At 36.2% G+C, this 24,587-nt stretch carries 25 protein-coding genes; 19 read left to right on the top strand and 6 right to left on the bottom strand.

What is annotated here, in order from left to right; all coding sequences use genetic code 11:
* Positions 1-274: 274 nt before the first annotated feature.
* Entirely contained in the window at positions 275-982 is a 708-nt protein-coding gene (locus QSE00_RS23705; RefSeq protein ID WP_110354866.1) for a LytR/AlgR family response regulator transcription factor, read from the bottom strand.
* Positions 979-1,995 (bottom strand): sensor histidine kinase, encoded by a 1,017-nt coding sequence (locus QSE00_RS23700; RefSeq protein WP_110354865.1) that lies wholly within the window; start codon positions 1,993-1,995, stop codon positions 979-981. Before QSE00_RS23700 ends, QSE00_RS23705 begins: the two co-directional genes overlap by 4 nt.
* 212 nt (positions 1,996-2,207) lie before the next feature.
* Here QSE00_RS23700 and QSE00_RS23695 point away from each other — a divergent pair, with 212 nt between their 5' ends.
* Complete coding sequence (locus tag QSE00_RS23695; protein WP_286107786.1) at positions 2,208-4,589, top strand: TonB-dependent receptor; 2,382 nt, start codon at positions 2,208-2,210, stop codon at positions 4,587-4,589.
* A 147-nt stretch (positions 4,590-4,736) separates the two neighbouring features.
* Here QSE00_RS23695 and QSE00_RS23690 read toward each other — a convergent pair whose 3' ends face one another.
* Together QSE00_RS23690 and QSE00_RS23685 are read right to left on the bottom strand one after the other, a co-directional pair.
* On the bottom strand, positions 4,737-5,786 hold the full coding sequence (locus QSE00_RS23690) for a family 43 glycosylhydrolase (protein ID WP_286107785.1): 1,050 nt from the start codon (positions 5,784-5,786) through the stop codon (positions 4,737-4,739).
* A gap of 61 nt (positions 5,787-5,847) precedes the next feature.
* On the bottom strand, positions 5,848-6,531 hold the full coding sequence (locus QSE00_RS23685; protein WP_286107784.1) for a hypothetical protein: 684 nt from the start codon (positions 6,529-6,531) through the stop codon (positions 5,848-5,850).
* A 164-nt stretch (positions 6,532-6,695) separates the two neighbouring features.
* Between QSE00_RS23685 and QSE00_RS23680 the strand changes: the two genes are divergently transcribed.
* The 3 genes from QSE00_RS23680 (at position 6,696) to QSE00_RS23670 (ending at position 10,596) form a co-directional block, all read left to right on the top strand.
* Entirely contained in the window at positions 6,696-7,625 is a 930-nt protein-coding gene (locus QSE00_RS23680; protein ID WP_286107783.1) for a helix-turn-helix transcriptional regulator, read from the top strand.
* Between the two features lie 1,053 nt (positions 7,626-8,678).
* Complete coding sequence (locus tag QSE00_RS23675) at positions 8,679-9,899, top strand: site-specific integrase (protein WP_286107782.1); 1,221 nt, start codon at positions 8,679-8,681, stop codon at positions 9,897-9,899.
* 265 nt (positions 9,900-10,164) lie between these two features.
* Complete coding sequence (locus QSE00_RS23670; protein WP_286107781.1) at positions 10,165-10,596, top strand: hypothetical protein; 432 nt, start codon at positions 10,165-10,167, stop codon at positions 10,594-10,596.
* Positions 10,597-10,614: 18 nt separating this feature from the next.
* Here the strand turns inward: QSE00_RS23670 and QSE00_RS25305 are convergent, their stop codons facing one another.
* Entirely contained in the window at positions 10,615-10,845 is a 231-nt protein-coding gene (locus QSE00_RS25305; RefSeq protein WP_353477496.1) for a type II toxin-antitoxin system RelE/ParE family toxin, read from the bottom strand.
* Positions 10,846-10,934: 89 nt separating this feature from the next.
* Between QSE00_RS25305 and QSE00_RS23665 the strand changes: the two genes are divergently transcribed.
* On the top strand, positions 10,935-12,131 hold the full coding sequence (locus tag QSE00_RS23665) for an IS256 family transposase (protein ID WP_286107780.1): 1,197 nt from the start codon (positions 10,935-10,937) through the stop codon (positions 12,129-12,131).
* A gap of 107 nt (positions 12,132-12,238) precedes the next feature.
* Here QSE00_RS23665 and QSE00_RS23660 read toward each other — a convergent pair whose 3' ends face one another.
* Entirely contained in the window at positions 12,239-12,481 is a 243-nt protein-coding gene (locus tag QSE00_RS23660; protein WP_103442986.1) for a type II toxin-antitoxin system ParD family antitoxin, read from the bottom strand.
* 488 nt (positions 12,482-12,969) lie between these two features.
* On the opposite strand from QSE00_RS23660, the gene QSE00_RS23655 reads away from it, so the two are divergent.
* From QSE00_RS23655 to QSE00_RS23595, 14 genes are all read left to right on the top strand, one after another.
* Complete coding sequence (locus QSE00_RS23655) at positions 12,970-13,620, top strand: hypothetical protein (RefSeq protein ID WP_286107779.1); 651 nt, start codon at positions 12,970-12,972, stop codon at positions 13,618-13,620.
* Positions 13,621-13,776: 156 nt separating this feature from the next.
* Positions 13,777-14,175, top strand: a complete 399-nt coding sequence (locus tag QSE00_RS23650; protein ID WP_286107778.1) for a hypothetical protein — start codon at positions 13,777-13,779, stop codon at positions 14,173-14,175.
* A gap of 117 nt (positions 14,176-14,292) precedes the next feature.
* Complete coding sequence (locus tag QSE00_RS23645; RefSeq protein ID WP_286107777.1) at positions 14,293-14,808, top strand: hypothetical protein; 516 nt, start codon at positions 14,293-14,295, stop codon at positions 14,806-14,808.
* Entirely contained in the window at positions 14,805-15,167 is a 363-nt protein-coding gene (locus QSE00_RS25300) for a KTSC domain-containing protein (protein ID WP_353477494.1), read from the top strand. The genes QSE00_RS23645 and QSE00_RS25300 overlap by 4 nt, the downstream gene beginning before the upstream one ends.
* Positions 15,168-15,434: 267 nt before the next feature.
* Positions 15,435-15,785 (top strand): hypothetical protein, encoded by a 351-nt coding sequence (locus QSE00_RS23640; protein WP_286107776.1) that lies wholly within the window; start codon positions 15,435-15,437, stop codon positions 15,783-15,785.
* A 323-nt stretch (positions 15,786-16,108) separates the two neighbouring features.
* Entirely contained in the window at positions 16,109-16,744 is a 636-nt protein-coding gene (locus tag QSE00_RS23635) for a hypothetical protein (protein WP_286107775.1), read from the top strand.
* Positions 16,745-16,979: 235 nt separating this feature from the next.
* Positions 16,980-17,834: a vWA domain-containing protein gene (locus QSE00_RS23630; protein ID WP_286107774.1), complete on the top strand. Its 855-nt coding sequence runs from the start codon at positions 16,980-16,982 to the stop codon at positions 17,832-17,834.
* Between the two features lie 17 nt (positions 17,835-17,851).
* A complete protein-coding gene (locus tag QSE00_RS23625) occupies positions 17,852-19,087 on the top strand; it encodes a hypothetical protein (protein ID WP_286107773.1) in 1,236 nt (411 codons plus the stop codon).
* Positions 19,088-19,089: 2 nt separating this feature from the next.
* Entirely contained in the window at positions 19,090-20,097 is a 1,008-nt protein-coding gene (locus QSE00_RS23620) for a protein kinase domain-containing protein (protein WP_286107772.1), read from the top strand.
* Positions 20,097-20,660, top strand: a complete 564-nt coding sequence (locus QSE00_RS23615; RefSeq protein ID WP_286107771.1) for a phospholipase D-like domain-containing protein — start codon at positions 20,097-20,099, stop codon at positions 20,658-20,660. The genes QSE00_RS23620 and QSE00_RS23615 overlap by 1 nt, the downstream gene beginning before the upstream one ends.
* A 3-nt stretch (positions 20,661-20,663) precedes the next feature.
* Positions 20,664-22,085, top strand: a complete 1,422-nt coding sequence (locus QSE00_RS23610) for a protein kinase domain-containing protein (RefSeq protein ID WP_286107770.1) — start codon at positions 20,664-20,666, stop codon at positions 22,083-22,085.
* Entirely contained in the window at positions 22,072-23,478 is a 1,407-nt protein-coding gene (locus QSE00_RS23605) for a DUF4407 domain-containing protein (protein ID WP_286107769.1), read from the top strand. The genes QSE00_RS23610 and QSE00_RS23605 overlap by 14 nt, the downstream gene beginning before the upstream one ends.
* A complete protein-coding gene (locus tag QSE00_RS23600; RefSeq protein WP_286107768.1) occupies positions 23,471-23,788 on the top strand; it encodes a DUF6804 family protein in 318 nt (105 codons plus the stop codon). The genes QSE00_RS23605 and QSE00_RS23600 overlap by 8 nt, the downstream gene beginning before the upstream one ends.
* A gap of 197 nt (positions 23,789-23,985) precedes the next feature.
* Complete coding sequence (locus QSE00_RS23595) at positions 23,986-24,564, top strand: type I restriction-modification system subunit M N-terminal domain-containing protein (protein ID WP_286107767.1); 579 nt, start codon at positions 23,986-23,988, stop codon at positions 24,562-24,564.
* Positions 24,565-24,587 lie beyond the last annotated feature (23 nt).

Genomic DNA, 24,587 nt, shown 5'->3' with positions numbered 1-24,587 from the left:
GGTAGAAATCATAAGCAGATAATTGGTTAAATATTTGAATGTCAATAACTTAAATATACCAATTTTCTGCTTTTCCTGCAATATAAAACACCCATTTCTTAAGTCGAACTCACGTTAATTTATATATCAAATTTAACTTGTCCTACAGTTTAGAAATTGGGCCCATTGAAATCCCATGTCTTAAATACACCTTGTACCGAGCGCAGTTTATCCATAGGGAAGACTAGGAGAATATTCTATCTACCGTATAATTTGTTTAAGGACAGGTTCCCAATTATTTAAGGTATTTTTCTACAAATCCTTCCTTAAAGGCACGACCGATAGGGACATGGATTTCTTTGTCGAAAAGAATGCGCTTGCCCGATACCTTCACAATTTGTAGGGTATTTACAATATAGGATTTGTGTACCTGTGCAAATTGGTCCAAGGGTAGGGTCTGCAACCAATACCTTAAGGAGTGTGAGGTGAGATGTTTTTTATCAGCCGTGTAAATTTCGGTATAGTCTGCCTCTGATTGGATATAAAAGATATCTGCAAGGGCAATTTTAAGATGTTCGTAGCCCGACTTTATAAAAATCACCTCTGGAACTGTCTTTCTTTCCAGCCCCTTTTCTATGGAAGGCCTTTGGAAGTTAGGAACCGGGATTTTGGAAACGGCCATTACAAATCTTTCAAATGAAAATGGCTTTAATAAATAATCCAGCACATGATATTCATAACTTTCCAATGCGTATTCTGAAAAGGCAGTTGTTAAAATAACATGGGGTTTCCTGTTCAGGGCCCTAAGAAAGTCCATCCCAGAAATCTTGGGTAAATGGATATCCAAAAATATAAGATCTACCTCTTCGGCCTTTAAGTAATCCATGGCTTTGAGGGCATCCGCAAAAGTAGCCATGAGCTCCAAACTCTTCATTTCACCTATGTACTTTTGAAGTACACGCTGTGCTGGCGGTTGGTCCTCTATAATGATACAACGAATCATGTGTTGTCCTTTTTAAGGTCAATGCCCAACTTAACCGAATAGGTGGTATCTGTTTCATCAATTGATAAACTATGGGCAGCGGGATAAATAAGCCGAAGGCGCTTTTTCACGTTTTGTAGACCAATACCATGGGAGAGGTCATCCGTATTGGTTTCGCGCCTAAAAGAATTGGTGCATTCAAAATGTAAAAGGCCATTTTCAGATACTTTGATATCCACACTAATAAAAATATCCTCAGATTGGCTAGCGGTACTATGCTTAAAGGCATTTTCCACGAATACGGTCAATATTAGTGGTGCAATATGGTATCCTGACCCTGTAATATCTGTATTAAAATCAACAACACCCCGATTTTCTATTTGCAGTTCACTTAATTGGGTATAGTTTCTCAAATGTTCTATTTCTTTGGATAGGAGTACATACCTTTCCTTGCAATCGTATAACATATAACGCAATACCGAGGATAGTTCCAAAATAATGGTAGGTGTCTTTGGGGAGTTGTCAATGGCATAAGAATAAAGATTGTTAAGGTTGTTAAACAAGAAATGGGGATTGATCTGCGATTTTAAAAATTGAAGTTCATTTTCCTGCGCTGACATTTTTAATTTTTCCACTTCACTTTGGGAACTTATCGCATCCCAAGCAAATTTAAACCCCGACAAAATTGCAATTACCGGCAACACATCAAAGATGGCATAATAAATCCCAGGTACAATTATGGCTTTTTTGGTTCCTGGATAAAAAACCAGTTCCAAAAGCTCCTCGGCCCAAATAAGTCCAAACAATACCAAAACCACCAATCCTAAAAACTGCCAATATTTTTTTCGGTATAAAAATCTAGGCATTAGAAAGTAGGTAATAAAAGCGGCAAAAATAGTATAGGCCAAAAAGAAAACCAGTTGGGCAAATGTAATCCCCGGATTGTTCTTGTCAAAGGAATAGAAAAGCAACACCAAGATATGGAGTACGACTTGAAAGAACAATTCCTTTCTGGATATCCTTGCTTTTTTCATACTTCAAATCTAAGCTATTGCCCCCGTTTCAAAAAATAGTGCTACGCCAACGGCAAAATTAAACCCCTAAACAGCGCATGCCCTTCATGAAAACTACTAACTGCTGTTTAATGGAATACTTTTGTCGTTCACAGAAAATACCCCACCCTTCTCAATAAAAAAATGAATCTTTGCAATTGTTACAATCTATTTTTAATCTATTAAAGCAAGTCATGAAAAAAATATTGGTGCAAATGTTAATTGCTGGTTCTTTAATGCTCTGTTGTCCTGTTGCCTTGGCGCAACAAGGCACGGTAACCATTAAGGGAACTGTAGTGGAGGAATCCAATGGACAGCCCATTGCCTATGCCACGGTTATGGTCGGCGATAACGAAACCAAAAAGCCCATAAATGGAACTACCACTAAGGATGATGGCAGTTTTAGCTTGGAAACAGATGCTTCCGAATACTATATAGAAGTAAGTTTTTTAGGATTCAGGACCAAAACATTTGGACCACCACCAACCCAGGGGAAAACGATAGATTTAGGGAATGTGGCCCTTTCGGAGGACGCAGAACAATTACAGGAAGTAGTGGTACAGGGCGAAGTTTCACGTACCGAATTTAAATTGGACAAACGTGTATTCAACGTCGGCAAAGATCTTAGTACTACCGGTGCAAGTGCCTTGGAAGTTTTAAACAATGTACCTTCCGTTAATGTCAACATAGAGGGCCGTATTAGTCTTAGAGGGAGTCAGGGAGTGCAGATTCTCATTAATGGCAAGCCGTCCATCATTGCAAGTGATGAAGGCAATGCCTTGGGAACCATTACGGCAGACATGATTGAGAAGGTGGAGGTAATGACCAATCCCTCCGCCAAATATGAGGCCGAAGGAACATCTGGAATTATCAATATTGTTCTAAAAAAGGAAGAACGAAAAGGCCTTAATGGTTCCATTTCAGTGAATACCGGAGCCCCGGATAGCCATAGTGTGGGCGTAAGCTTAAATAGGCGTACAGAGAATTTCAACCTGTTCACCCAACTAGGGGTAGGTCTTCGGGATATGCCCAACGACCTTGAAACCCGTAACGTAGATTTGGAAAACAACACCACTATTCTTAGTAATGGTACCGAATACCGCAATGAAACCTATTACAATTTTGTCCTGGGAACAGACTATCATATCAACGATAATAACGTATTGACTCTCTCAGGCAACTTTGCCATGGAAATAGAGGAACAACCCTCCAACACCAGTTTCGTAGCTCTGGACTCCAACAATGCCGTCAGCTCGGAATGGGAACGCACCGAAGTTACTGATGCAAAAAATCCCAAATTCCAGTACGAACTACAGTATAAAAAAGACTTTGAAAACCATGAGGACCATACCCTGCTCTTTAGTGGTTTGGGAAATTTCTTTAGGAAGGACCAATCCTCCGAATTCTTAAATACCACTATTACTGGGGATGACAATGATAGTAGACAACAGACTAGAACCGATTTTAAAGAAGCTATATTTACTTTTAAACTGGATTATACCAATCCCATTACAGAGGAATGGACTATAGAGACAGGGGCCCAATATGTCCTGAACGACGTTAGCAATGATTACGAGGTAAATAATTTCGCGGACGGCGCCTTTGTAAACGACCCTGGTTTGACCAATGTTTTTGAATTTGACCAAAAAGTTCTTGGCCTATACGGCACTGGATCCTACGAAGGAAAAAAATGGGGCATAAAAGGAGGCCTGCGCTTGGAACAGACCGATCAGAATACATTTCTTGTCACTACAAGCTCGGCCAACGGTCAAAATTATGGCAACTTTTTCCCCAGCCTTCATAGCTCCTATAAATTTAGCGACAAGATATCCCTCCAAGCAGGCTACTCCAAACGGATTTACAGGCCCAGAATGTGGGATTTGAATCCTTTTTTCAATATCAGAAACAATTATAGTGTACGCCAAGGTAACCCTGAATTACAGCCAGAATTTACCGATTCCTATGAGATTACCAGTATATATATTTTAGGCGTTGCCAGTATTAATTTTGGGGTTTATCATCGATATACCACAGACGTTATAGAACGTATTACTACCTTCGAAAACAATGTAAGCACCTATAGACCCGAAAATATTGGAGTAAACAAAGCCACCGGTATAGAGTTCAACGCCAAATACAGTCCGGCCAAATGGCTTACCTTGAACGGGGACTTTAATTACAATCAATTTAAAAGGAATGGCATCTTCGAGACCACTGTTTTCGATTTTAGCAATGATCAATGGACTTCCAAATTAATGACAAAGGTTAAACTTCCATCCGATTTCGATGTGGAAATGACCGGCAACTATCAGTCCAGTTACCAAACTGTACAAAGTGATGTTAGCGATAATCTCTATATGGATTTAGGGTTACGAAAAAACATTATGAAAGGCAAGGCCGTCCTCAATTTAAGCGTCAGGGACCTGTTTGCCTCCAGAGTGGACGAGAGCCAAATTGCCCAGGCCAATTACGAGGTTTACAATCGCCGTCAAAGAGGCACATTTGTAGCCCTAGGCTTTAGCTATGGCTTTGGAAAGGGAGAGGCCATGCAATATTCCGGGCAGCGTAGAAGGTAAACTAAGCCCTCTTACGGGCTAACAAAAAAATCCAACCTAGTTGAATAGGTTGGATTTTTTTGTTTTGATCGTCAGGAACTAATTTTGGCATAATGCCACAGTTGCCAATGAGCACTAACCAATTTTTTAGTGGGAGCCCTATCCCTATTACTCCATTTCGAAACGCTCTAGGTAGACGACTCCTTTTTTGCCCTTAAGGGAAATACCCCATCCCGGAATTTCCATGGCTTGGTTCCCATCCTCCAAATGTGGACGATATAGGCCTGGAGCTATTGGAATTTTCTTTAGATTTTCTTCCCTTGGGGAAAAATTTAATCCGTCCTTGGCCCAATGTATGGTTTTACTAATTGATGCCAGGGATGCAATTCCCCCATTATGGTTCCAGATCAATACTTCATGTCCCTTATCAATTAAGGGGTTTAGGTGCTTTTTAAAAGGCCCCTCGGGTTGGTCGGCTATGGCGACTCCCATTTTTGTGAGTCCAGGCCCCTTTTTTCCATGAACAATGGATCGACCCTTGTAATACAACCAAATCTTACTATCCTTTACCAATAAAGCGGCATCATCAATGCGGTAGCTATCAAAATCCTCGGGCACCTCACTAATTTCCAATATAGGGTTATTCTGGACCCTTACAAAGGGGCCTTCCGGACTATCGGCGACTGCCAACCCTATAGCCGTAATATCGGTTTCCGAATTGTTCTCGAATTCTTTTTTGGCATTGCCGGGAGTGGGCTTAACCCCTGTATAATACAAATAGTATTTCCCTTTATATGCCAAAATATTAGGAGTAAATACAGAGTGACTGTCAAATTCACCCTGCTGACCAACATCCAAGGCCATGCCCTGCTCTTCCCAGGTATGTCCATCATCTTTTGAGGTAGCATACCATATGGTTGCCCAATACCCTGCCGTTGTTGGACTATCCATTCGAGAATACCACACATAATAAGTGTCGCCCACCTTGATGATGTCGCTATTGTCCCGTCTGTTGTAAAGACTATCCATACCAATGCCCGGAATCTCCTGATAGGTAAATGTGGTAGTCGCCCCTTGCGATTGACTTACAACTTCTTCTACTTCTTCTACTTCTTTTGGTTTCTCCTCGTTTTTGGGCTTACAACTAGCCAAAAAAAGTATTGACAATGCCATACATGCAATTATTACATTCAAGGACTTTTTAATGAATCTTTGCATAAATTCTCTTGTTTTTAATTTTGTTTAAAATGAAAGTAAGGACGCCGGTGGTAGTGGCACTTTAATGCTCAAGGCCAAATTCATTCAATTGTTCTTTTTCCTTCAGGTCGACCGCATGGTACATGGAGGCAAAAGCAGCGGAAATCCATATAATGGAGAAAACAACACCAACAATAAAACAAATGAGTCCCCCAATTACTATAGGAATTACAAGCAATCCCATTCCAAAAATCTGCCAACCGTGCCCTCTGGTCATTTCCCAGCTTTTTTCAACAGCGGCAACGGGCTCCATATTTTTATCCATGACCAGATAGGAAACGAATACCAACCTACAGGCCAAAATAATTCCTGGTACAATTAACAAAACAAACCCTAATCCTACAATGGCAAAGGTGAGCAAATTAGCAAGGATGATATTGGTATAATTCTTTTTAAAGCCGTTGAACATTTCACTGATTTCGAATTTTTCATTACGAATGGCACGGAGGTACATTAAATCGCCGCCATACTTCACCACGGAAAAGAAAAGCAACCAATAGGCTGCGGCCAAAATCTGTAAAACTATCATCACTGGGGAATTATCGGCATCGGAATCCCGAACAATGGAAGCAGGAGATTCGGCAATACCCACAATGACCATCACTAAAAACAAATATAAAAAGTGTTTCCACATTTGCTGCCAACCATAACCGTAACTTCCAGATATAGTTGCTTCAGGTTTTTTCCCTTCTTTTATGACTTCCATGAGCTTCAATTTTAAATTCATATAAATTTAAGGGTGTCTTATTAAAAAGCGTTCCAACTTTAGTAGTGAATTTAAAATCACTACTAAGGTAGGGGTAGGTATTAGCTGCATTTTCATACTTTTAACCTATAACAATCCTGCACTTGCTAAGTTTAACCTTCATAGTGATATTTATTTTTTGTGCCGCCATAACATCGGCAAGTATATTAGTGGCCCACCAATTCATCACTACCTACAATACCGAGTTTCACCGCAACTATTTTTATTTTTTGGTCACCTCTTTTTCATTTGCCTTTTATGGCATATGGGCACCGATCATTATGCGGGTTATACTCACTTCAATTGAGGTTGATGATGATACCGTGGAAACGGTAACCAATTTTTTACCTGTACTTGGCGTGCCCTTTTTGCTTATTTCCTGGTTCATGTTGGTTAAAATGGGATATACGCTGGTCGCCGTAAAGTTGGATAACAGGGCATTTCGTATTTATCTAGTTTATTTGGCAATTGTAATTATCGTGGTTTCCGGAATTTTCTTTTTTAAGGACAACCTTCCAGCAATCATTGAAGCACATGTTATTTATACTGAAATGGCCATATTTGCTGTTTTGGAACTTGGTTATATGCTCCTATTTTCTGGGATTGTATGGCACTATTTAAAAAGGCAGAAACGAACACATAACAAAATAGTGGCCCGCTTTGTAATTTTAATGCTTTTGGCCCTTGTATTAAGACTGGGGGCACTGCCCTTTGCCTTTTCAAGCCAATGGATTGTTGGCCTGGTGATATTGGTGTATTTTATTTCAAATTTTGCCCCCTTATTTTATCTGAAACGCAATGCCCATTTGTTATTTGTCCCTTTCCATACCGAAAACCCCAATCAAGATAAAAAGGAATTAATTTATAGTATGTATGAAATCTCGAATCGTGAAAAGGAGGTTATTGAACAAATCTGCCTGGGTAAGACCAACCAACAAATAGCAGATGAATTGTTTATTAGTCTACAGACGGTTAAGGACCATACGCATAGGATATACACCAAAATCGGTATAAAAAGCCGAATGAAATTAGTACAAATGGTGAATGGACAGTAGTGGAATGCATACAAGCTATTCTTGCGAAAAATTCGGTAATCAAAAGACTTATCATTCGAACATGGGTTCTAACCAGTAAAATTCAAATCCCTGGAAGTTGGGCCTAATCCAATGTAATGCCTAAATAATAGTATCATTTTGATTAAGACCAAATCCTTAGCACAGACAGTACTTTGGAGTGCAAGGAAATCAAAAATTAGAGGTAGGGACAGGAAAGGTTTGATGAGAATTTTGCCCAGTTAAAAAACAAAATATTTTCCTATCACAAACTCATTACTCAATGTAGGTGTTAATAGAACATTGCAATTGGCAATCAGTCGCCAACATTTTCCTAAACCCAATGGCTATTTCGTGATTATCAAAAATAAGCGCCTCTGTAATACTATCACTCAATATGAGTTGTTTTAGTAGATACTCAACCACATATTTATTATCCGCTGTATATAGTACAAATTTGCTAGATTCCAATTGGTTATGGTTATTTATTAAGTGGTTTTCAAATTTATTAAAACCAATTTATAATCACATCAAATTATCGCCTAAAAATGTAAATAACTTACAAAAAGGAATAAAGTAGGGTATGGCTACTTCAGAAATCCAGATTGAACGATTATTTGCTGACTTTAATCATCAATTTGAGATAGACTAAAATCTAAAAACGAAAAAACCCAGTAAAAACAATGTTTTACTGGGCTTATCTGCTCCCCCTCTTGGGCTCCCTTCGACTCCGCTCAGGGTAAACTTCTCGCTCCAAACGGGTAATAAATAAAAGAGCCACACTTTCGTGCAGCTCTTTTATTTTTTGCTCCCCCTCTTGGGCTCGAACCAAGGACCCTCTGATTAACAGGCGCTAAAGACGTGTTTTCATGTAGTGCCATTTAGCTACTTATGTATTGATTATCAATGTTTTATGAAAATTTGTTTTGTATTTAGAAATACAATTTTTACATTTAATAACCCATTTGTTGTCCCTATGTTGTCCCCATTTCTACCATATGCAACGGGATATAGAAGGGTTTGAAAGTTTAAATGTTGTCCCCAAATTTATAAAATATGATTACACTTAAAATCGTTCTCAAGAAAAAATTGTTATCGGATGGAACCTATCCCGTCTGTTTGCGGGTAACAAAAGAAAGGCAATGTAGGCACTACAAAACACCGTTCAATGCAAAATTGGATGAATGGATAGATTCAACAGGAAGTTTCAATAAAAGAAATCCCAACCATGTTCAATTCAACAGACTACTAGTAAAGTTCAAAGAAAGAGCTTACCAAATTATAACTGATTTAGAAATTGAAAATCCCGATTACAGTATACAGGAATTTGATTCTAGATATAGAGTTACGTTTAACCCAGTAAGCAATGATGTTTTCACTTTTTTTGATGAGATTATTCAGGAAATGACCTTTGCTGGACGCGTCGGCAATGCAAAATCTTATAAAGATGCCAAAACCTCTGTACAAATTTTTCATAAAATGAAGAAGTTAAATTTTAGAGAAGTAAACCCCGCTTTTTTAAGTAAATACGATGCCTTTCTTAGGTCTCGAGGTGGTACAGATGGCGGCGTTGGCGTTAAAATGAGGGCCATAAGGGCATTGTTTAACAAAGCTATAGAGCGGGGTGTAGTAAAAGAAAGCTTGTATCCCTTTAAAACCTATAAAATATCAAACTTAAGAGGCAAAGGATTTAAACGTGCTTTGGATTTTGAAGAAATTATGCGCATCATCAATTTAGATTTGTCGGACCACCCCCATTTGATCAATACAAAAAATTACTTTGTTTTTAGCTTCTATACCAGAGGAATGAATTTTGCCGATATGATGTGCTTGGAATGGAAAGATGTTGAAGCTAATGTCATCTATTACACCAGAGCGAAGACCAAAGGAAACTTCTCCATAGCCATCATGCCCCCGGTTCAGAAAATATTGGACTATTATCGAGAACATGGTTATGGCAACAAATATGTATTTCCCTTGCTATTTCGTGAAGACTATACCCCCACCCAACTTGCCGATCGAAAACATAAAATGCTGGGAATTTATAATATAGAGCTTAAGGAAGTGGCCAAACTATGCAATATCACCAAAAATGTTAGCAGTTATGTTGCTCGCCATAGTTTTGCCAATTGCCTCAAACAAAAAGGTGTGGCCACAGATGTGATCAGTGAATCCTTAGGACATCAGAATTTAGCGGTTACCCAGGCCTATCTTAAAGAACTGGATACTGAGATTGTGGATAAGGCGCTTGAAGTGCTGCTGCAACCATCAAGATAAATAATCAGAGTAGTTTCCGAAAATAGAATCTTCAAGTTTGAATACAGGCTTACTATGTTTCCATTTTACCCAATACCCAGATTGAGGGGTTGGAATATTTTCCTATGCACAGATTTTTTTAAGATTAATTTGTTGTGCTTTATTTCATAGACTTTTTTGCCAATAGGGCCTGTCTCCTCATTATGGACCAATCTTCAAAATAATCTTTTTAAAATGTGCCTTGCGCAACCTTTAAAAGATTCTACATCTTATAGGAAACCCTCTTATGAAGGCATTACTTCTCATATTTTTAATCATCTACGCCATTACAGCTTGTGAAACAAAGGATGAAGTTGTGGTTAATATAAAAGATAATTTCTATGAATTACAGTATATCGATGCAGGGCTCTCTGGCCAAATTATTGAAAAGGAAGACTTGGATTTTAACGAGTACATCGAATTTTTCCCTGATAGCACCTTTGTAAAACAACGCATCTATATGGATAGTACCAGCATTGCGAAAGGGAATTACAATTATTTGGTAAATGATGAATATATGTATCTAAAGCTAACTTACGAAATTGATACGTATCTAATTCAGAGTTGTGGAAGGATACTACATGAATACATGAAGATTCTAGGCGAGAACGAGATTTTTAATGGAAGCTATCTGCCATGCGATGGCCCTGGGTACTATTATCAAAGAATAAAGAAATAAATATCGTTTTATTAAACTTTATAAATGTTCGATGAAGTTCATGCGTTTGCCCAAAATCCTGATAATAAAAATTTCGTTTGCATTCTCAAATTGATAAAAAATTACATGGGCCTTATAACTGTAATATTTTAAGGAATCGGCAATTGTCGAGGCATCTTTGGCCAATTCTGGTCGTTCAGCAAGTTCTTCCAAAAAACCTTCCAGATCGAGTAAGTACTTGGTCGCTTGGTCAGGGCCAAAAAACTTTATTCCAGGACTATCTCATAAAGTGTGTAAATAGAAAATAGCTGGGGCATGCCCCAGCTATTTTTTTGTTTAATTTTAAATATTTACACATTATGAAAAAAGAAGAATTATTCGACGATGAATTTCTAAAACAGTTCAAGACCGGGGATGAGCTCAACGGTTTTTTAAAGGAACTCCAAAAACGGGGTATCGAGAAGATGCTCGAGGGAGAACTGGATGGTCATTTGGATTATGACAAACACCAAAAATCAAATCAGAGCAATTCGCGAAACGGGTTTTCCAAAAAGAAGGTGCGTACTTCTTTCGGAGAATCCGAAATAGCCGTGCCAAGGGACAGGGAAGCTTCGTTCAATCCCATGATAGTGCCCAAACGTGGCAACATGGTGGACGGGATCGAGAACGTTATCGTATCGCTCTATGCCAAAGGGATGAGCAACAGCGATATCGAGGAGCAGATACGGGAGGTCTACAATTTTGATGTCTCCACTTCGACCATATCAAGGATTACCGACAAGGTATCCGGCGATATCGTAGCTTGGCAGAACCGTCCGTTGGAACCTGTCTACCTTATTGTTTGGATGGATGGCATCGTGTTCAAGGTACGTGAGAGCTCCAAGGTCATCAACAAGACCGTTTATATTGCCGTGGGGCTGCGCAGGGACGGTAAAAAAGAAGTGATGGGACTTTGGTTGGGCAAGAACGAATCGGCTGCCTTCTGGATGAGCGTACTGACCGATATCAGGGCGCGTGGCACTGAGGACATCCTTATTACGGCCACCGACAATCTCAATGGGTTTACGGACACCATCAAGAACGTGTTCCCGGAATCCAAGACCCAGATATGTGTGGTACATCAGATAAGAAATGCCTGTAGGTATGTGGTCTGGAAGGACAAAAAAGCATTTACCGCCGATATGAAACATATTTACAATGCCCCGACCCAGGAGGCTGCCAAAGCGGCCCTGAACGACTTTGCAGGGCAATGGGAAAACAAGTATTCCTACGCCATAAAAAGTTGGAGGGACAACTGGCAGGAACTAACCGTATTCTTCGAATTTCCTTTGGAGATCCGTAAGATCATCTATACCACCAATCTTATAGAGAACCTCAATGGAAAAATTAGAAAGTACACCAAGAACAAACTTTCGTTCCCTACGGATGATGCGGTAATGAAATCCGTATATTTGGCAACAAGGGAGGCGACCAAGAAGTGGTCCATGCCCATCAGGAACTGGGGCATTATTTTAAATCAGTTCCTTACGATCTATGAAAAAAGGGTCAGACTTTAGATAAAGGTCAAACCCTGGTTATTTTTAACTTACACAGTTTACGGGATAGTGTCTTTATTCCGTACTTATACATACCCACTAGGTCATATTGGGCTCTTGAAGATAAACTATAATTCCCCATTATCCACTTTTGCGATAATGTCGCTTATTTTCAGATTGCTTCTGCCGCTTTGCAACCCTTCATCTATTGCTGTTTTAAGTTCTAGGAGCTTCATATTCTGTTCTTGATCCTTTCTTACCAAATCTCTTATGTATTCACTATCATTTGTAAAGTCCCCCGCCTGAACCCTAAGTTTTATCCAACCGTCCTGTTGATCGGTAAAAGTGATTGATTTTCTTACTGTTTCCATAATTTTAAATTATGGTGCAATATAGTTCTTTTTTGCACCATGCGCAAAATTACTTGTTTTCTTACCAGACTTTATTTAGCCTTTGAACCTAGTTATACACTACTCCCCATCTATAAGACAGTTTAAAGATATTTATAATTGTTTGTCTTCATGTTCTATACTAATTTAATTAGCTTTTTCATGTAACATGAAAATAGTACAATAATGAAAACGGGGGTAGTCAGTGAACAATGAAAAAGCAATAGTATTTTTAAAACGATAAAATGTATTAATGAAATTTATAGTTAACCCCTGAATAATCTACATCAATAATTAAACACAAGTTTATTCGTCCAAATGTTAAATAGCATTTTAAAGATATCTTAGAATTAGGACAATTGTTCGAAAACAAAACATATTTAAATTGAGTACGGAAAACCGCAATGAAAATAAGAACTAATTCTAGAAATTTGAAAATCAATCCTATGAATAATTCAAATTTCAACAAAATGAAAAAAGTGCTACTATTTTTATCTCTTATCGGAATTATGACCTCCTGCTCAGGTCCTTTAGATAAAAAGTATAATGAAGATACTCTTAAAGAAGATGCAAAGGCAATTAAAGAAGCTGGAGACTTAAGTGATGAAGATGCCGAAATTATGGCCGGTTGGATTGTGCGTGCTAAACTAAAAGATGAGAATCTTGAGGGTAGAACCTTTGACGAAATATTAGTAGAAGCTAAAGACTATAAAAAAGAGCAAGAAAAACTTGTTGAAAAAGTGAAACGAGAGGAAGAAGATAAACGACAAAGGTTAGCATCAACATTAACCGTAGTTCTTTATGATAAAGGGTACGAAAAATATGATTACGAAGATTACTTAACTTATAGTTTGGCCTTTGAAAATAAAACCGATAAAGATATTCGTGCGTTTAAAGGTTCAATTTCTCTACATGACCTGTTTGATACAGAAATTAAGACCATTAATTTAACAATTGATGACCCAATAAGTGCTGGCGAAACTTTTAGAGGAACATATACGACAGACTACAACCAATTCATCGATGAAGATAAGCGATTGAAAAACAAGGGAATGGAAGATTTAAAAATTGTTTGGAATCCAGAGAAAATAATCTTTATGGACGGAACAACTTTGGAATAAAACGTTTGACAATGTATTATGGTAATTACGGCGGATTCTACTACGTCCGAATCCACTCGGAATTGCTAAGGCTAGTGTTTAATTTAAAATAATCGCCAAGTTAACCCGTTACTGGGATATACTAGACGTTGTATAACATTTAAAACCAACCAAAAAATGAAATTTCTGCGCTATTTATTATTCTTGCCTATCTGCATTTTATTTGTTGGACTAATTTACTATCTATTTGGCTTGCTATCATCTTGGTTTTTTGGACTAAGTACATTCTGGCTAATCGTTGTTATTCTTTTCTTGGGTAGTATGATTTGGAGTTTGTTTAGTGGTTTATCAATTCTAATGATGGGCTTTGTTAGCAAAATATCCCCAAATTTCAAATTTGCTTTTTGGACAATAGCAGTTTTTAGTGTTTTGTTTGGGATTTTGGCGATAATTAGTGTTTGGTCATTGAATATTAACTATAGTGGTAAGCTACTTTTTGCGGCTATTGCATATACTGTATTGGTTATCCAATTAACCTTTGCTCTGATTGCTGGCTCAGCATCATTGGAAGAGTAGCTGAATTGAAAAAAAGTTAAAGTTACAAAGGGTATTTCAGCCCTATTTTTTATTTATTACCTTTTTGATTAGGATAAAGGCCTTTATCAATTAGTTGTAAAAACTTAAAACCAACCTATGAAATCGTTGTTAAGTAATATTGGAACTGGAATTTTTATAGCTTTTTGGCTTTTTTTAGGTCTGAAAGGATGTGTTAATACAGTTTATAGTTCAAAAGGTATTGCGGTTTATGAAAACTTAGATGCAAATGGAGAATCAAATAAAGTATATTTTATTCCAAGTAATAAGATAATAGTCAAAAAGCAATATCAAGAACAATATGAATATGCTGTGTTTTACGTTCGAGGAACTGATGCCACTCACTATTTTGGGCCATTCTATAATAAGGGAGAAAACCTTTTGGGTATAAGAACTTTCCCCGATGCAAATGAAGTCTGGAAATTGGAAATGGAGATTACCGATAAAAAAGGCAACTTAATAGAAACTACTTTTGACGATATTGGCGATAGCCATAGAAATACTTTAGTTATCAAGGATAATTCGATAGAATTCGGTGATTACGAGTATGAAAAACTTATACCAACAGAAGAAGATTTAGAACTTATCAATAAAGTAAATTCAAAATCAAAATGAATAAGTTTTCTAAATTTATAGTCCTTATTTCTTCATTCATACTCTTAAATTCTTGTGGTGGACAAGGTTGCGATAAGCTAGATAAAACGTTTGACACTTACGAGAGTACTTTAGATATTATAAAATCAGCAAATTTCCAATTTACTGATGATTGCAACACAAGCAAAAGTTCTTGGATATGCGATGCTGAATATTTTTCTTGTAATGGCAAGACTGGATTTTTAGTCATAGAAACTAATTCTCAAACATACATACACAACGAAGTGCCGATCAAAATATGGAGCGAATTCAAAAAAGCTGAATCTTTTGGCAAGTTCTATAACAGGAATTTGAAAGGTAGGTTTCGAATAACATTGTGAGAAAAAACGTTTTACTATAACTTAGTCTTCGTATGGTCGGTTTGGCCAAACATGAAGCCCGTATTCACTGAAATGGGTCCGAGGTTCCTTTACTAAGGAGATTGCTATGGTTTAATAAGGTTTTCCAGTTGAATACCGAAGTCCTGTTGAGTTCCCTGAAGTGATCAAAAATCATTTTCACTTATCCGCCCGCATTTCTTTTTGTTATACTTGTATTGTTTCTCTTGGCCAAGCCGATCATTCTTGCCCATCACCTTGATTTTGGCAATGTGTTTCACCTTACACTTATTGGGGCGTTGTCCTTGGGACACTATTTTTTCATCCGGTCCGACCACGCTTTGGGCGGGCCCGGCAATCCAAGACCTTTACCGTCGCCATAAGACCGATCCAGCAATAAGGCCTTCGGCAATGTTATTGGGATGCCGTCAATTAGGGAAGGCTACTCAGGGAAGTATTAAAACACAGAAAAGCGGCATTTGGAACCATCCCAATTTAAGTACCTATGAATATTTTGGAGATGATGGTAAGATCAGGTTCGCATATATTATAGAAAAAAAGGAAGAAGAAATAAAGAACATATTCAATTGTAATGCTAGTTCCGGTTGGTTTAAGAAATAATAAAGGAGCTTTTTGGCTATCATTTCGGATAATCATAGTGACCTTTCATTTTCATTTTAAAACAAAATACCATACAACCGATATTTTCGATCTTTATCGATTATGCAAATTCCAAAACCAATATTTCCTAACTTTGAAGGTTAGTATCATATACTTGCTCGTAGAACTATCCCCTCTTCTCAACAGCGAAAATTTTATAACATTTATAGGAATTTTAATACACTAAAATGTATTATTGAACCGTTTGGTTATACTCTCGGCTGACTAAAAATGTAGTTTTTACATGTTCTTTTTAAAGTTAGCTTCAACCGAAAATGACTAATATGGCACAATGCACAAATTGCGGAGATTACACCAAATTTGATGGAGGACTTTGCTACTCATGTTACAAAACAGATGGACCATCTAATGATGTTAGTGTTTTAGAAAAGGCACCAAAGAAAAAGAAGCTGAAAAAATTAGATTCAATTAAAGTAACAGAAGAAAACCCTTGGATATCAGGAGTGATAAAAGGGCGAATTGCAGAAACGATAGTTGAACAATTATTTCAATCACTTGGTTTTCAGGTATTTAGTTATGGCATGGAAAATTCTATTCCAGGAATTAAGGACCTTCTCAAAGGTGTTCGTGGAGACGTTTCTAAAAATATTCGACAAATGCCTGATTTTGTAGTTTTCAAAGACAAGCAAGCACATTTTATAGAAGTAAAATATAGGGCAAATGGAGAACTAAAATTAAAGGATATTGAACAGTATGGAGATTATCCATTTGAAAATGCATTGTTTGTGCTAGTCACAAAAAAACATATAAAATGCATCTCCTATAAAGAGCTCAGTGATGGCAAAGAAATAACTTCAACTTGTCATAATTATTTGGGTAAGCGAAAGGAATTTGAGACAGACAAAGAGACTATTATTGATTATTGTAAGTATGCTATAAAGTTCTTTGAAACTGTTTAAAGAAAAAGACGATGACCAAATAAGTCTTTTGCGGAAAACCGCAATGGAATAATCAAAATGAGAATTATTTTTAGGAATTACAAACCAACCGAAAGAATATGGAGGTAATACAAAATAGTCCTAATAGAATCGCAAATATTCTCCAAGGACACCAGATTGATCTTCAAAAATTAAAATTAAAGCCAGCTTTACAACCAAAAAAATAATATTATTAACTAATTAATGATTAACCAATATGAGTAATTCAAATTCAAAACAATGGAGTTCTGCTACGCCGGGCTACATCATCTTTCTTGTGGACCAATCAGGTTCTATGGCTGAATCTTATGCAGAAGGAAAAAATAGGTCTGAATTTACAGCATTAGTAATAAATCGTACTATAAACGAACTCATTAATACAAATATGGATGGTGAAAAAGTAAAAGACCGTGTTTTTATTTCTATGATTGGATATGGTGGTAGTAGTGCGCTTGCAGTTGATGATATAAGGTCTGACTATTTGAGTTCATTTGCTGACAATCCATTACGTATGGAACAATTAAAAAAGAAAGTTTCTGATGGTGCTGGAGGTTTAATAGAAATAGATGAACAAATGCCAATATTTATAGAACCTACTGCGAATGGTTTGACACCGATGGCTGATGCTCTTTCTTTTGCTAAAGAATTAATTGAAGGATGGCTTCAAAAAAAACCCGACAATCCCGCTCCAATTATTATTAATATTTCTGATGGCTTACCATATACCGGAGATTCAATTGATGCGGCAATGAATAAAGCTATTTCCGTTTCTAAACAAATAATGAACATTAATTCTTCGGATGGAAACCCATTAATATTTAACTCTCATATTGGCGATGAAGGTGCTGCAAAATGTGGTTTCGAAGAATCAGAAAGCGAACTTTCTGATGACCAAGCCAAATTCCTATTCAAAATATCAAGTAAGGTTCCTGAATCATACAAACAAGCTGCTGTTAAACAAGATTTTAAAGTTAAGGCTGAGTCTAGAGGTTTTGTTTCAAATGCTGACCCTGAAATGTTTATCAAGTTTATCAATTTTGGATCTTCTGGTGGTGCAGACAAAATTGCATAATCTTTAAATTGACATAAATGCAGATATCAATTAAAGGATATATCACATCAAAAAAATCAGAATTGTTTTATGATTGTGCAGATAGATATGCCTACGACATATCAAAAAACAAATTCGCCATTTCTGATGGTGTATCAAAATCTTTCTTTCCTAAGATTTGGGCAGATGTTTTAGTATCTAATTGGGTGAATGTAGATTGGAAATCTGATAATGAATATATTCGGTATTGCCAGTCTGAGTGGTTAAAACAGGTTACCGAAATTGTAAATAAATCAGATTCTAAGTGGTTTACAAAAAATGCTTTCAACAGAAGGGAACCGGGTTTAGCGACATTTGTTGGATTAAGGTTTTTTGAAAGAAATAAGAAATGGTTTTGGAAGGCTAATGCGTTGGGCGATAGCTTTATGTTTTTCGTTCCAGAAAAAGTTCAAGATTTTTCAAAGGAATGCATTGTCTTATCGTCCAAAAAAGAGCCCATTACTTTTGACAATTTCCCAGATTATTTAAGCAGTATTGGCAACGTACACAAAGGTGAAAAACATTTTAAGGAAAATCCGTTGAGTCCTGGCACATTCTATTTAATGACGGATGCCCTTGCAGAATGGTTCCTGAATGGGCAGGGTAATGCCATAGGCAAAATTAGTGTTTGGCAAAATCAAAAGGATTTTGAGCGCTTTGTTGATGAAGAAAGATTCAATGAGAAACTTGGAAATGATGATTCAGCAATACTAATAATTCAAATAGTAGATGATAAGAAAGAGGATCTTAATTATGTTTCTGAAGATGTTTCAAATATTAATGTACTTATAGAAGATCAGCAAAAGCTAATTGAAGCAGCTGAAATTACTAAAAAGGAAGAATTAGAGCTAAAAGAAGAAAACTCCAATTCGGAAACAAGTATAGAACAAACCCATCAGGAAGGAATTATAGAAAATCAACCTGTTGAAGAATTAGAAATACCCAAAAACGGATTATTTAATAGAATCTTAAGAAAAAAAGAAAGTGAAAAACCCATTAAAAATGAAAAACTCGCAATTGATGAAAACGAGGAAGTAAAAGAGGAGGTGCAAGAGGAAAATCAGAGAGAAAATGAATTTTCATTGCAAAACGAAGGAAATAATGGGGACATTGAGAAATCTGCAAATTTAGAAAATGGCCAAAGCTATGAAAGTGAACTAAAAAGCTCAGAAGAACTTGAGTCAAAAGTTGCCATGCCAAATAAGTCTTCTAAAAACGCTATTGATAAATTTTAACTATGTCAAACTATCCCTCTAGAACAGATATTGTTACAGCAATGCGAAATCCACAGGTTAGCTTTAAAGCTAATGAAATAAAGGGTGGTTCAGTTATACAAAACGGCTCTAGGATAATTCAATATTCAGGTGGTTACACTACTGTTTTCCCATTTAACAAAACAACGGGAGATAAAGTAGCTGTTCGACTTTGGATTGCGGATATAGGGGATGCAAAAAAACGTTCGCTCGAAATTTCCAATTATTTGGAAAAATTGAATAACGCGTATTTTGCGGGGTTTAAATATATTGATGATGCGGTATTGGTAAATGGTACTTTGCATCCCATTGTTCTCATGGATTGGGTAGATGGCCTAACTTTAAAAGAATATATCAACTCCAATATTACAAATTCGTCTAAAATTATTGATTTGGCTGCAAAATTCAGAGAAATGACAGCTTATTTTCATAAGGAGAAAATTGCTCACGGAGATTTACAGCACGGAAATATTTTGGTAAAAAGTGATGGTTCACTTGTCGCAATTGATTATGACTCAATGTTTATTGAACCTTTAAATGGAATGAGCGATACCATCAAAGGATTGCCTGGCTATCAACATCCAACAAGACATAGCAATCAGTTTGTAAATTCTAGATTGGACTACTTCTCTGAACTTGTAATATATCTTTCCCTTTTAATTTATGCTGAAACACCCAAATTATGGGATGACTATTATGAAACGGAAGATTTACTTTTTTCCAAAGATGACTTCGCAAACCCTAGCAATTCAAAGCTAATTAGCAATAATTTAAAATCATCCAATCCAACAATTTCTGAACTTACAGAAAAGATGGTGGAAGAACTAAAAGCTACTGATATTACTCAATTACACCCTTTAGAAGACTTGTTGATAAACAGACGTGATGTAGCCAAAGATAATATTTTTGATAAGTGGGAAAAACAACCTAATCCAGCTGTAAAAAAGAAAGTATCGTTGCCTAATAAAAACGACATCACAAACAAATTTTAATGGTAAAAGCTTACTTCGAAAATATTCATCTTCAAATTATTTATCATATTGAAAATGCTCAGTCTGATATTAAAATTTGTGTTGCTTGGTTTACAGACTATGAGATTTACTCAAAATTGGTTGAGAAGCTAAAAGAAGGGTTGAATATTGAAGTGATTGTTGCAAATCATAAGTTTAATAAAAAATCTAGAGTGGATTACAAAGAATTTTTGAAGTTCAACGGTAAAGTTGGTTACATAGGTAATCTTGACGATAGTTCTAGAGATAGTTTGATGCACAATAAATTCTGTATTATCGATAATAATATTGTAATTACTGGTTCGTACAACTGGTCCTTTAAGGCTAGGACGAACGATGAGAATATTCTAATCATAAAAAATGACCGGTCATTGACAGAGCAATTTGAGAATAAATTTTCTGACCTAAAACCGCAATTTGGATTTGCAATCAAAAACAATAAGGTAGCATTGTTGCCAATAGAAAACATAATGGCCAAATGGGACAAGAAAACCAATAGTGAAATACCTTTAAAAAACTCATCAAGAATTTTAGATAAATTTTAATTTATGGCTAATAAGCAGGATATATTAACAGCAATAAAAAATCTAGACCTTTTCTTAAAAGTTCCTGCTTTAAAGGGTGCAAAAGCTAGAATTAATAAAAATGGAAACCCATTTGTTTATGTGGGTGGTTTCAATATGGTATTTCAATTAACCCATAAATCCAAAAAATGGGCATTTCGTGTTTGGCACGTTCCAATGGGCGAAAATGAAGAGCGTTATTTAAAAATATCAAAATACCTAACTTCAAAAAAATTACCCTATTTCGCGGAGTTTATATATGATGAAAAAGGAATTTTAATAAATGGGGAATTGGTTGACACCATAAGAATGGAATGGTTAGATGGCATGCTTTTCAAAGAGTACATTGAAAACAATCTCAACAATCCTTCATTGTTAATTTCACTTGCCGACAATTTTTTAAAAATGTGTCAGGAATTGCGTGAAAACAATATTTCTCATGGTGATTTGCAAGAAGGAAATATATTAATAGACTCCAATGGAGACCTAAAATTAGTTGATTATGATTCAATATGTATTCCTGAAATTGAAGGTCAAAAGGAACTGGTTATTGGGCTTAAAGGTTATCAGCATCCCTCTCGATTTAAAGGTGGAAAAGCTTCGTTAAAGGCAGATTACTTTTCAGAGTTGGTAATATACCTATCAATACTAGCTTTAGTTCAAAAACCAGGGCTTTGGGACAAGTACCAAATCAAAGACACACAATATTTGTTATTTTCAGAAACCGATTTCGAGGATTTTGATAATTCAGATATTTATAGGGACCTATATGGCCATTCTATAAAACTGGACAAGCTTCTTTCTATATTAGTAGAATATTTAAAAACTAACCACTATACAGATTTAAAACCTTTCCACCTTTATTTGGAGCCTCCAGTGGTTAAACTGTTTAGAAGTGATAGAGAAGTGCTGATACAAGGTGGTGAGATTAATCTGAAATGGGAGGTTGATAACGCCCTAAAAGTCACAATAAATAATGGGGTGAATGAAGTTGATCACAAGGGGAATATTACTCTAAAACCTCAAGTTAATGGAGAATACGTCCTTACTGCAATTGGATTCAATGAAACTGTAACCAAGAGGCTAGAGATAAAAGTTTTTCCAACTCCCATTATAGAAAGTATCCAAGTGCCCTTGCCTTTATTCGAAAAAACAACCAATTTAGAAGTTATTCTTCCAGGGTTTCCCAATCTTGAATTGGGTATAAATAATATTTCCAATAGTCTTAATGTAAATTTAAATAGCAGCATCCACAGTTCCGTTGAGCAGATCAAATTCAACACGCTTGTTGAGAATTTCAGTAGTCTAAATAAAAAAAATGGTGGTTTGCAAAAGATTTTTAAAGCCATAAATAACACAAAAATCATTTCCAAAATATTTAACAACCAATCGAATGAAAAGAATTAACAGATTTTTTTGGTGGTGTGCGGGAGCCAACATCGAAATATTACAAAAATGTCCTACTGATCACGCAAAATATTTTGGTGTAGGCGGTACAATTGTGTTTACAGCACTAATGGCAAGTTTTGCAGGAGGTTATGCCTTTTTTACAGCATTCAAATCCGTAATACCATCGTTATTCTTTGGAGCATTTTGGGGATTACTAATTTTTAATTTGGATAGATATATTGTTGCAACGATTAAAGATGATGGTACTTCAAAAATTACACGAGATGAATGGAAGGTTGCTACACCTAGGTTACTAATGGCTGTCCTATTGGGCTTCGTAATATCAACCCCTTTGGAATTAAAAATATTTGAAACTGAAATACAAACTGTGGTAGAACGATTAAAAATTGACAAAGCCGAGGAGCTTAAAAATAGAGATACAACTTTCGTTTCAAATTTAAACACTTTAAAAGAAAGAAGAACCTCAATTGACAATGACATAAATAAATTAACCTACGACAAAACTAGTTTATCTGAAAATGCAGGTAAATTCTTTGAAAATTCAATTTCTGAACAAAAAGTTGATTTAAAAAATAAAGAATCAGTACTTGAAGTTTGGCAAAGTAAGGTGAATTCATCTTACGGTTCATATGTACAAGCCAAAAATGACTCCCTATCGAATGAAGTAATTAGCAAGCGACTTGGTGCATTAAGAATGAACCAATCTGAAAGGGACAAAGCCAGGATCGAAGTAAAATCAATTCAAGATAAAATAGAAGACCTAAATAATAATAAAGGGAATGCAATAATTGATGAGAAAAATAGAATTAATGATCTATTGACAAGTAAGCAACAAGAGAAAACAAATTTAGATGAGCAAATAACTTCTAAACAAAAGACTTTAGATCAAAAAAATATTGGATATGAAAACAAAACCGAAAATTATGATGGTTTTGCAGCCCACCTTGAAGCAATGAGTATATTAACAAGTGAAAAGTCCGCGGTATTTTGGGCAAAATGGTTAATAACACTACTTTTTATTTTTATTGAGGTAGCCCCTGTCTTATTCAAACTGATGGCAGAATCAGGCCCTTATGATCATATGTTGGATAGATTGAAACACGAATCCTTCGTTAGTGAAAAGCAGAAAATTTCTGATATAAATGACCAAATAAATACTTCAATAAAAATTTCTACAGAGAAAAATCAAAATAGACTAGACGCAGAAATTGCTGGGAACAAAGCTTTGCTAAACAAAATTGCATTAGCCCAGGCCGAAATTGCTGAATTAGCTATTGAAAAATGGAAAGAAGAAGAAATTAATAAACTGAATATCGGTGTTAATCATATAATAAACGGTAACGGACAGGAAAAAATTGAACCAATGGTGAAATCGGTATCGAATGTTTAGTTTAATAAAAATAATCCTATCTATTTTGTTGTTCCTGTGTCTCTTGGACATGCCCTATGGCTTTTATCAGCTGGTTCGTTTTGCAGCCCTAGTTGGCTTTGGCATATTAGCCTATGACGCCCACAAGAAAGACAATATGACCCTTGTAGTTGTATATGCAGCACTTGCTCTACTCTTTCAACCGTTTTTTAAAATTGCATTGGGGGGAATGCTTTGGAATATTGTAGACGTTGTTGTTGGGGTTTTCTTATTAATAAGTCTATTGATAAAAAAAGAACTCCACAAGGAGGGGGGAGATAGCACCAATTAATTAGTGAAGAATTAATGTCTTTTAATGGGTATTGCGGGAAACCACCATAATCATTAATAAATTACTAGCTAATTTAAGACACCAAATTTTAGGATTTTTACGCCAAATAGATACCTTTAGATTCTCAGATTTTGTGAAACTGGATTCATAAGAATTAGGTTTATAAAATCTTACTAACGAAGATGAAAATTTGAAGAATGATCCAAGAAGACATTAAAAAGCTTGAAACTGAACTTTGGGACGCAGCAGACGACCTTAGAGCAAATTCTAAACTCACTGCAGCCGAATACAAAGACCCATTATTAGGTTTGGTATTACTACGTTTTGCTCAAAACCGTTTTGAGGACGCTAAAATTGAAGTAGAAAAGAAGCTCCCTATAAACCCTAGAACAGGGAAAAAACGAGAGGCAAATAAAGGGGATTATGCAGGCGCAGGAGCCATGTTTATAGCGGAGAAAGCCAAGTACGATTATTTGGCCAATTTACCTGAAGGCGAAAACATAGCTGAAGCCATTAACAATGCTATGAAGCTAATTGAGGCCGAATATCCGGACCTAGAAGGTATCCTACCAAAAAGCTACCAAGAGTTTGATGATAAACTATTGCGCGATTTAGTACGTGTCTTTAACAAGGATGCTGTAAAAAATGCAAAAGGCGATGTCTTTGGTCGTATTTATGGCTATTTCGGAGTTATGACGCCACCATTTTCGGTCAAATTGCGCCACTTTGAAAGATCTTACAATTATAAAAAAAATTTAGGTTTATATACTCTTTAAAGTTCCTTTTCTTAATGATTCAC

The organism is Arenibacter flavimaris, from assembly GCF_030291335.1.
Classification (GTDB): domain Bacteria; phylum Bacteroidota; class Bacteroidia; order Flavobacteriales; family Flavobacteriaceae; genus Arenibacter.
The sequence above is the reverse complement of the archived record's forward strand: the minus strand, read 5'-3'. Positions and strand labels throughout refer to the sequence as shown.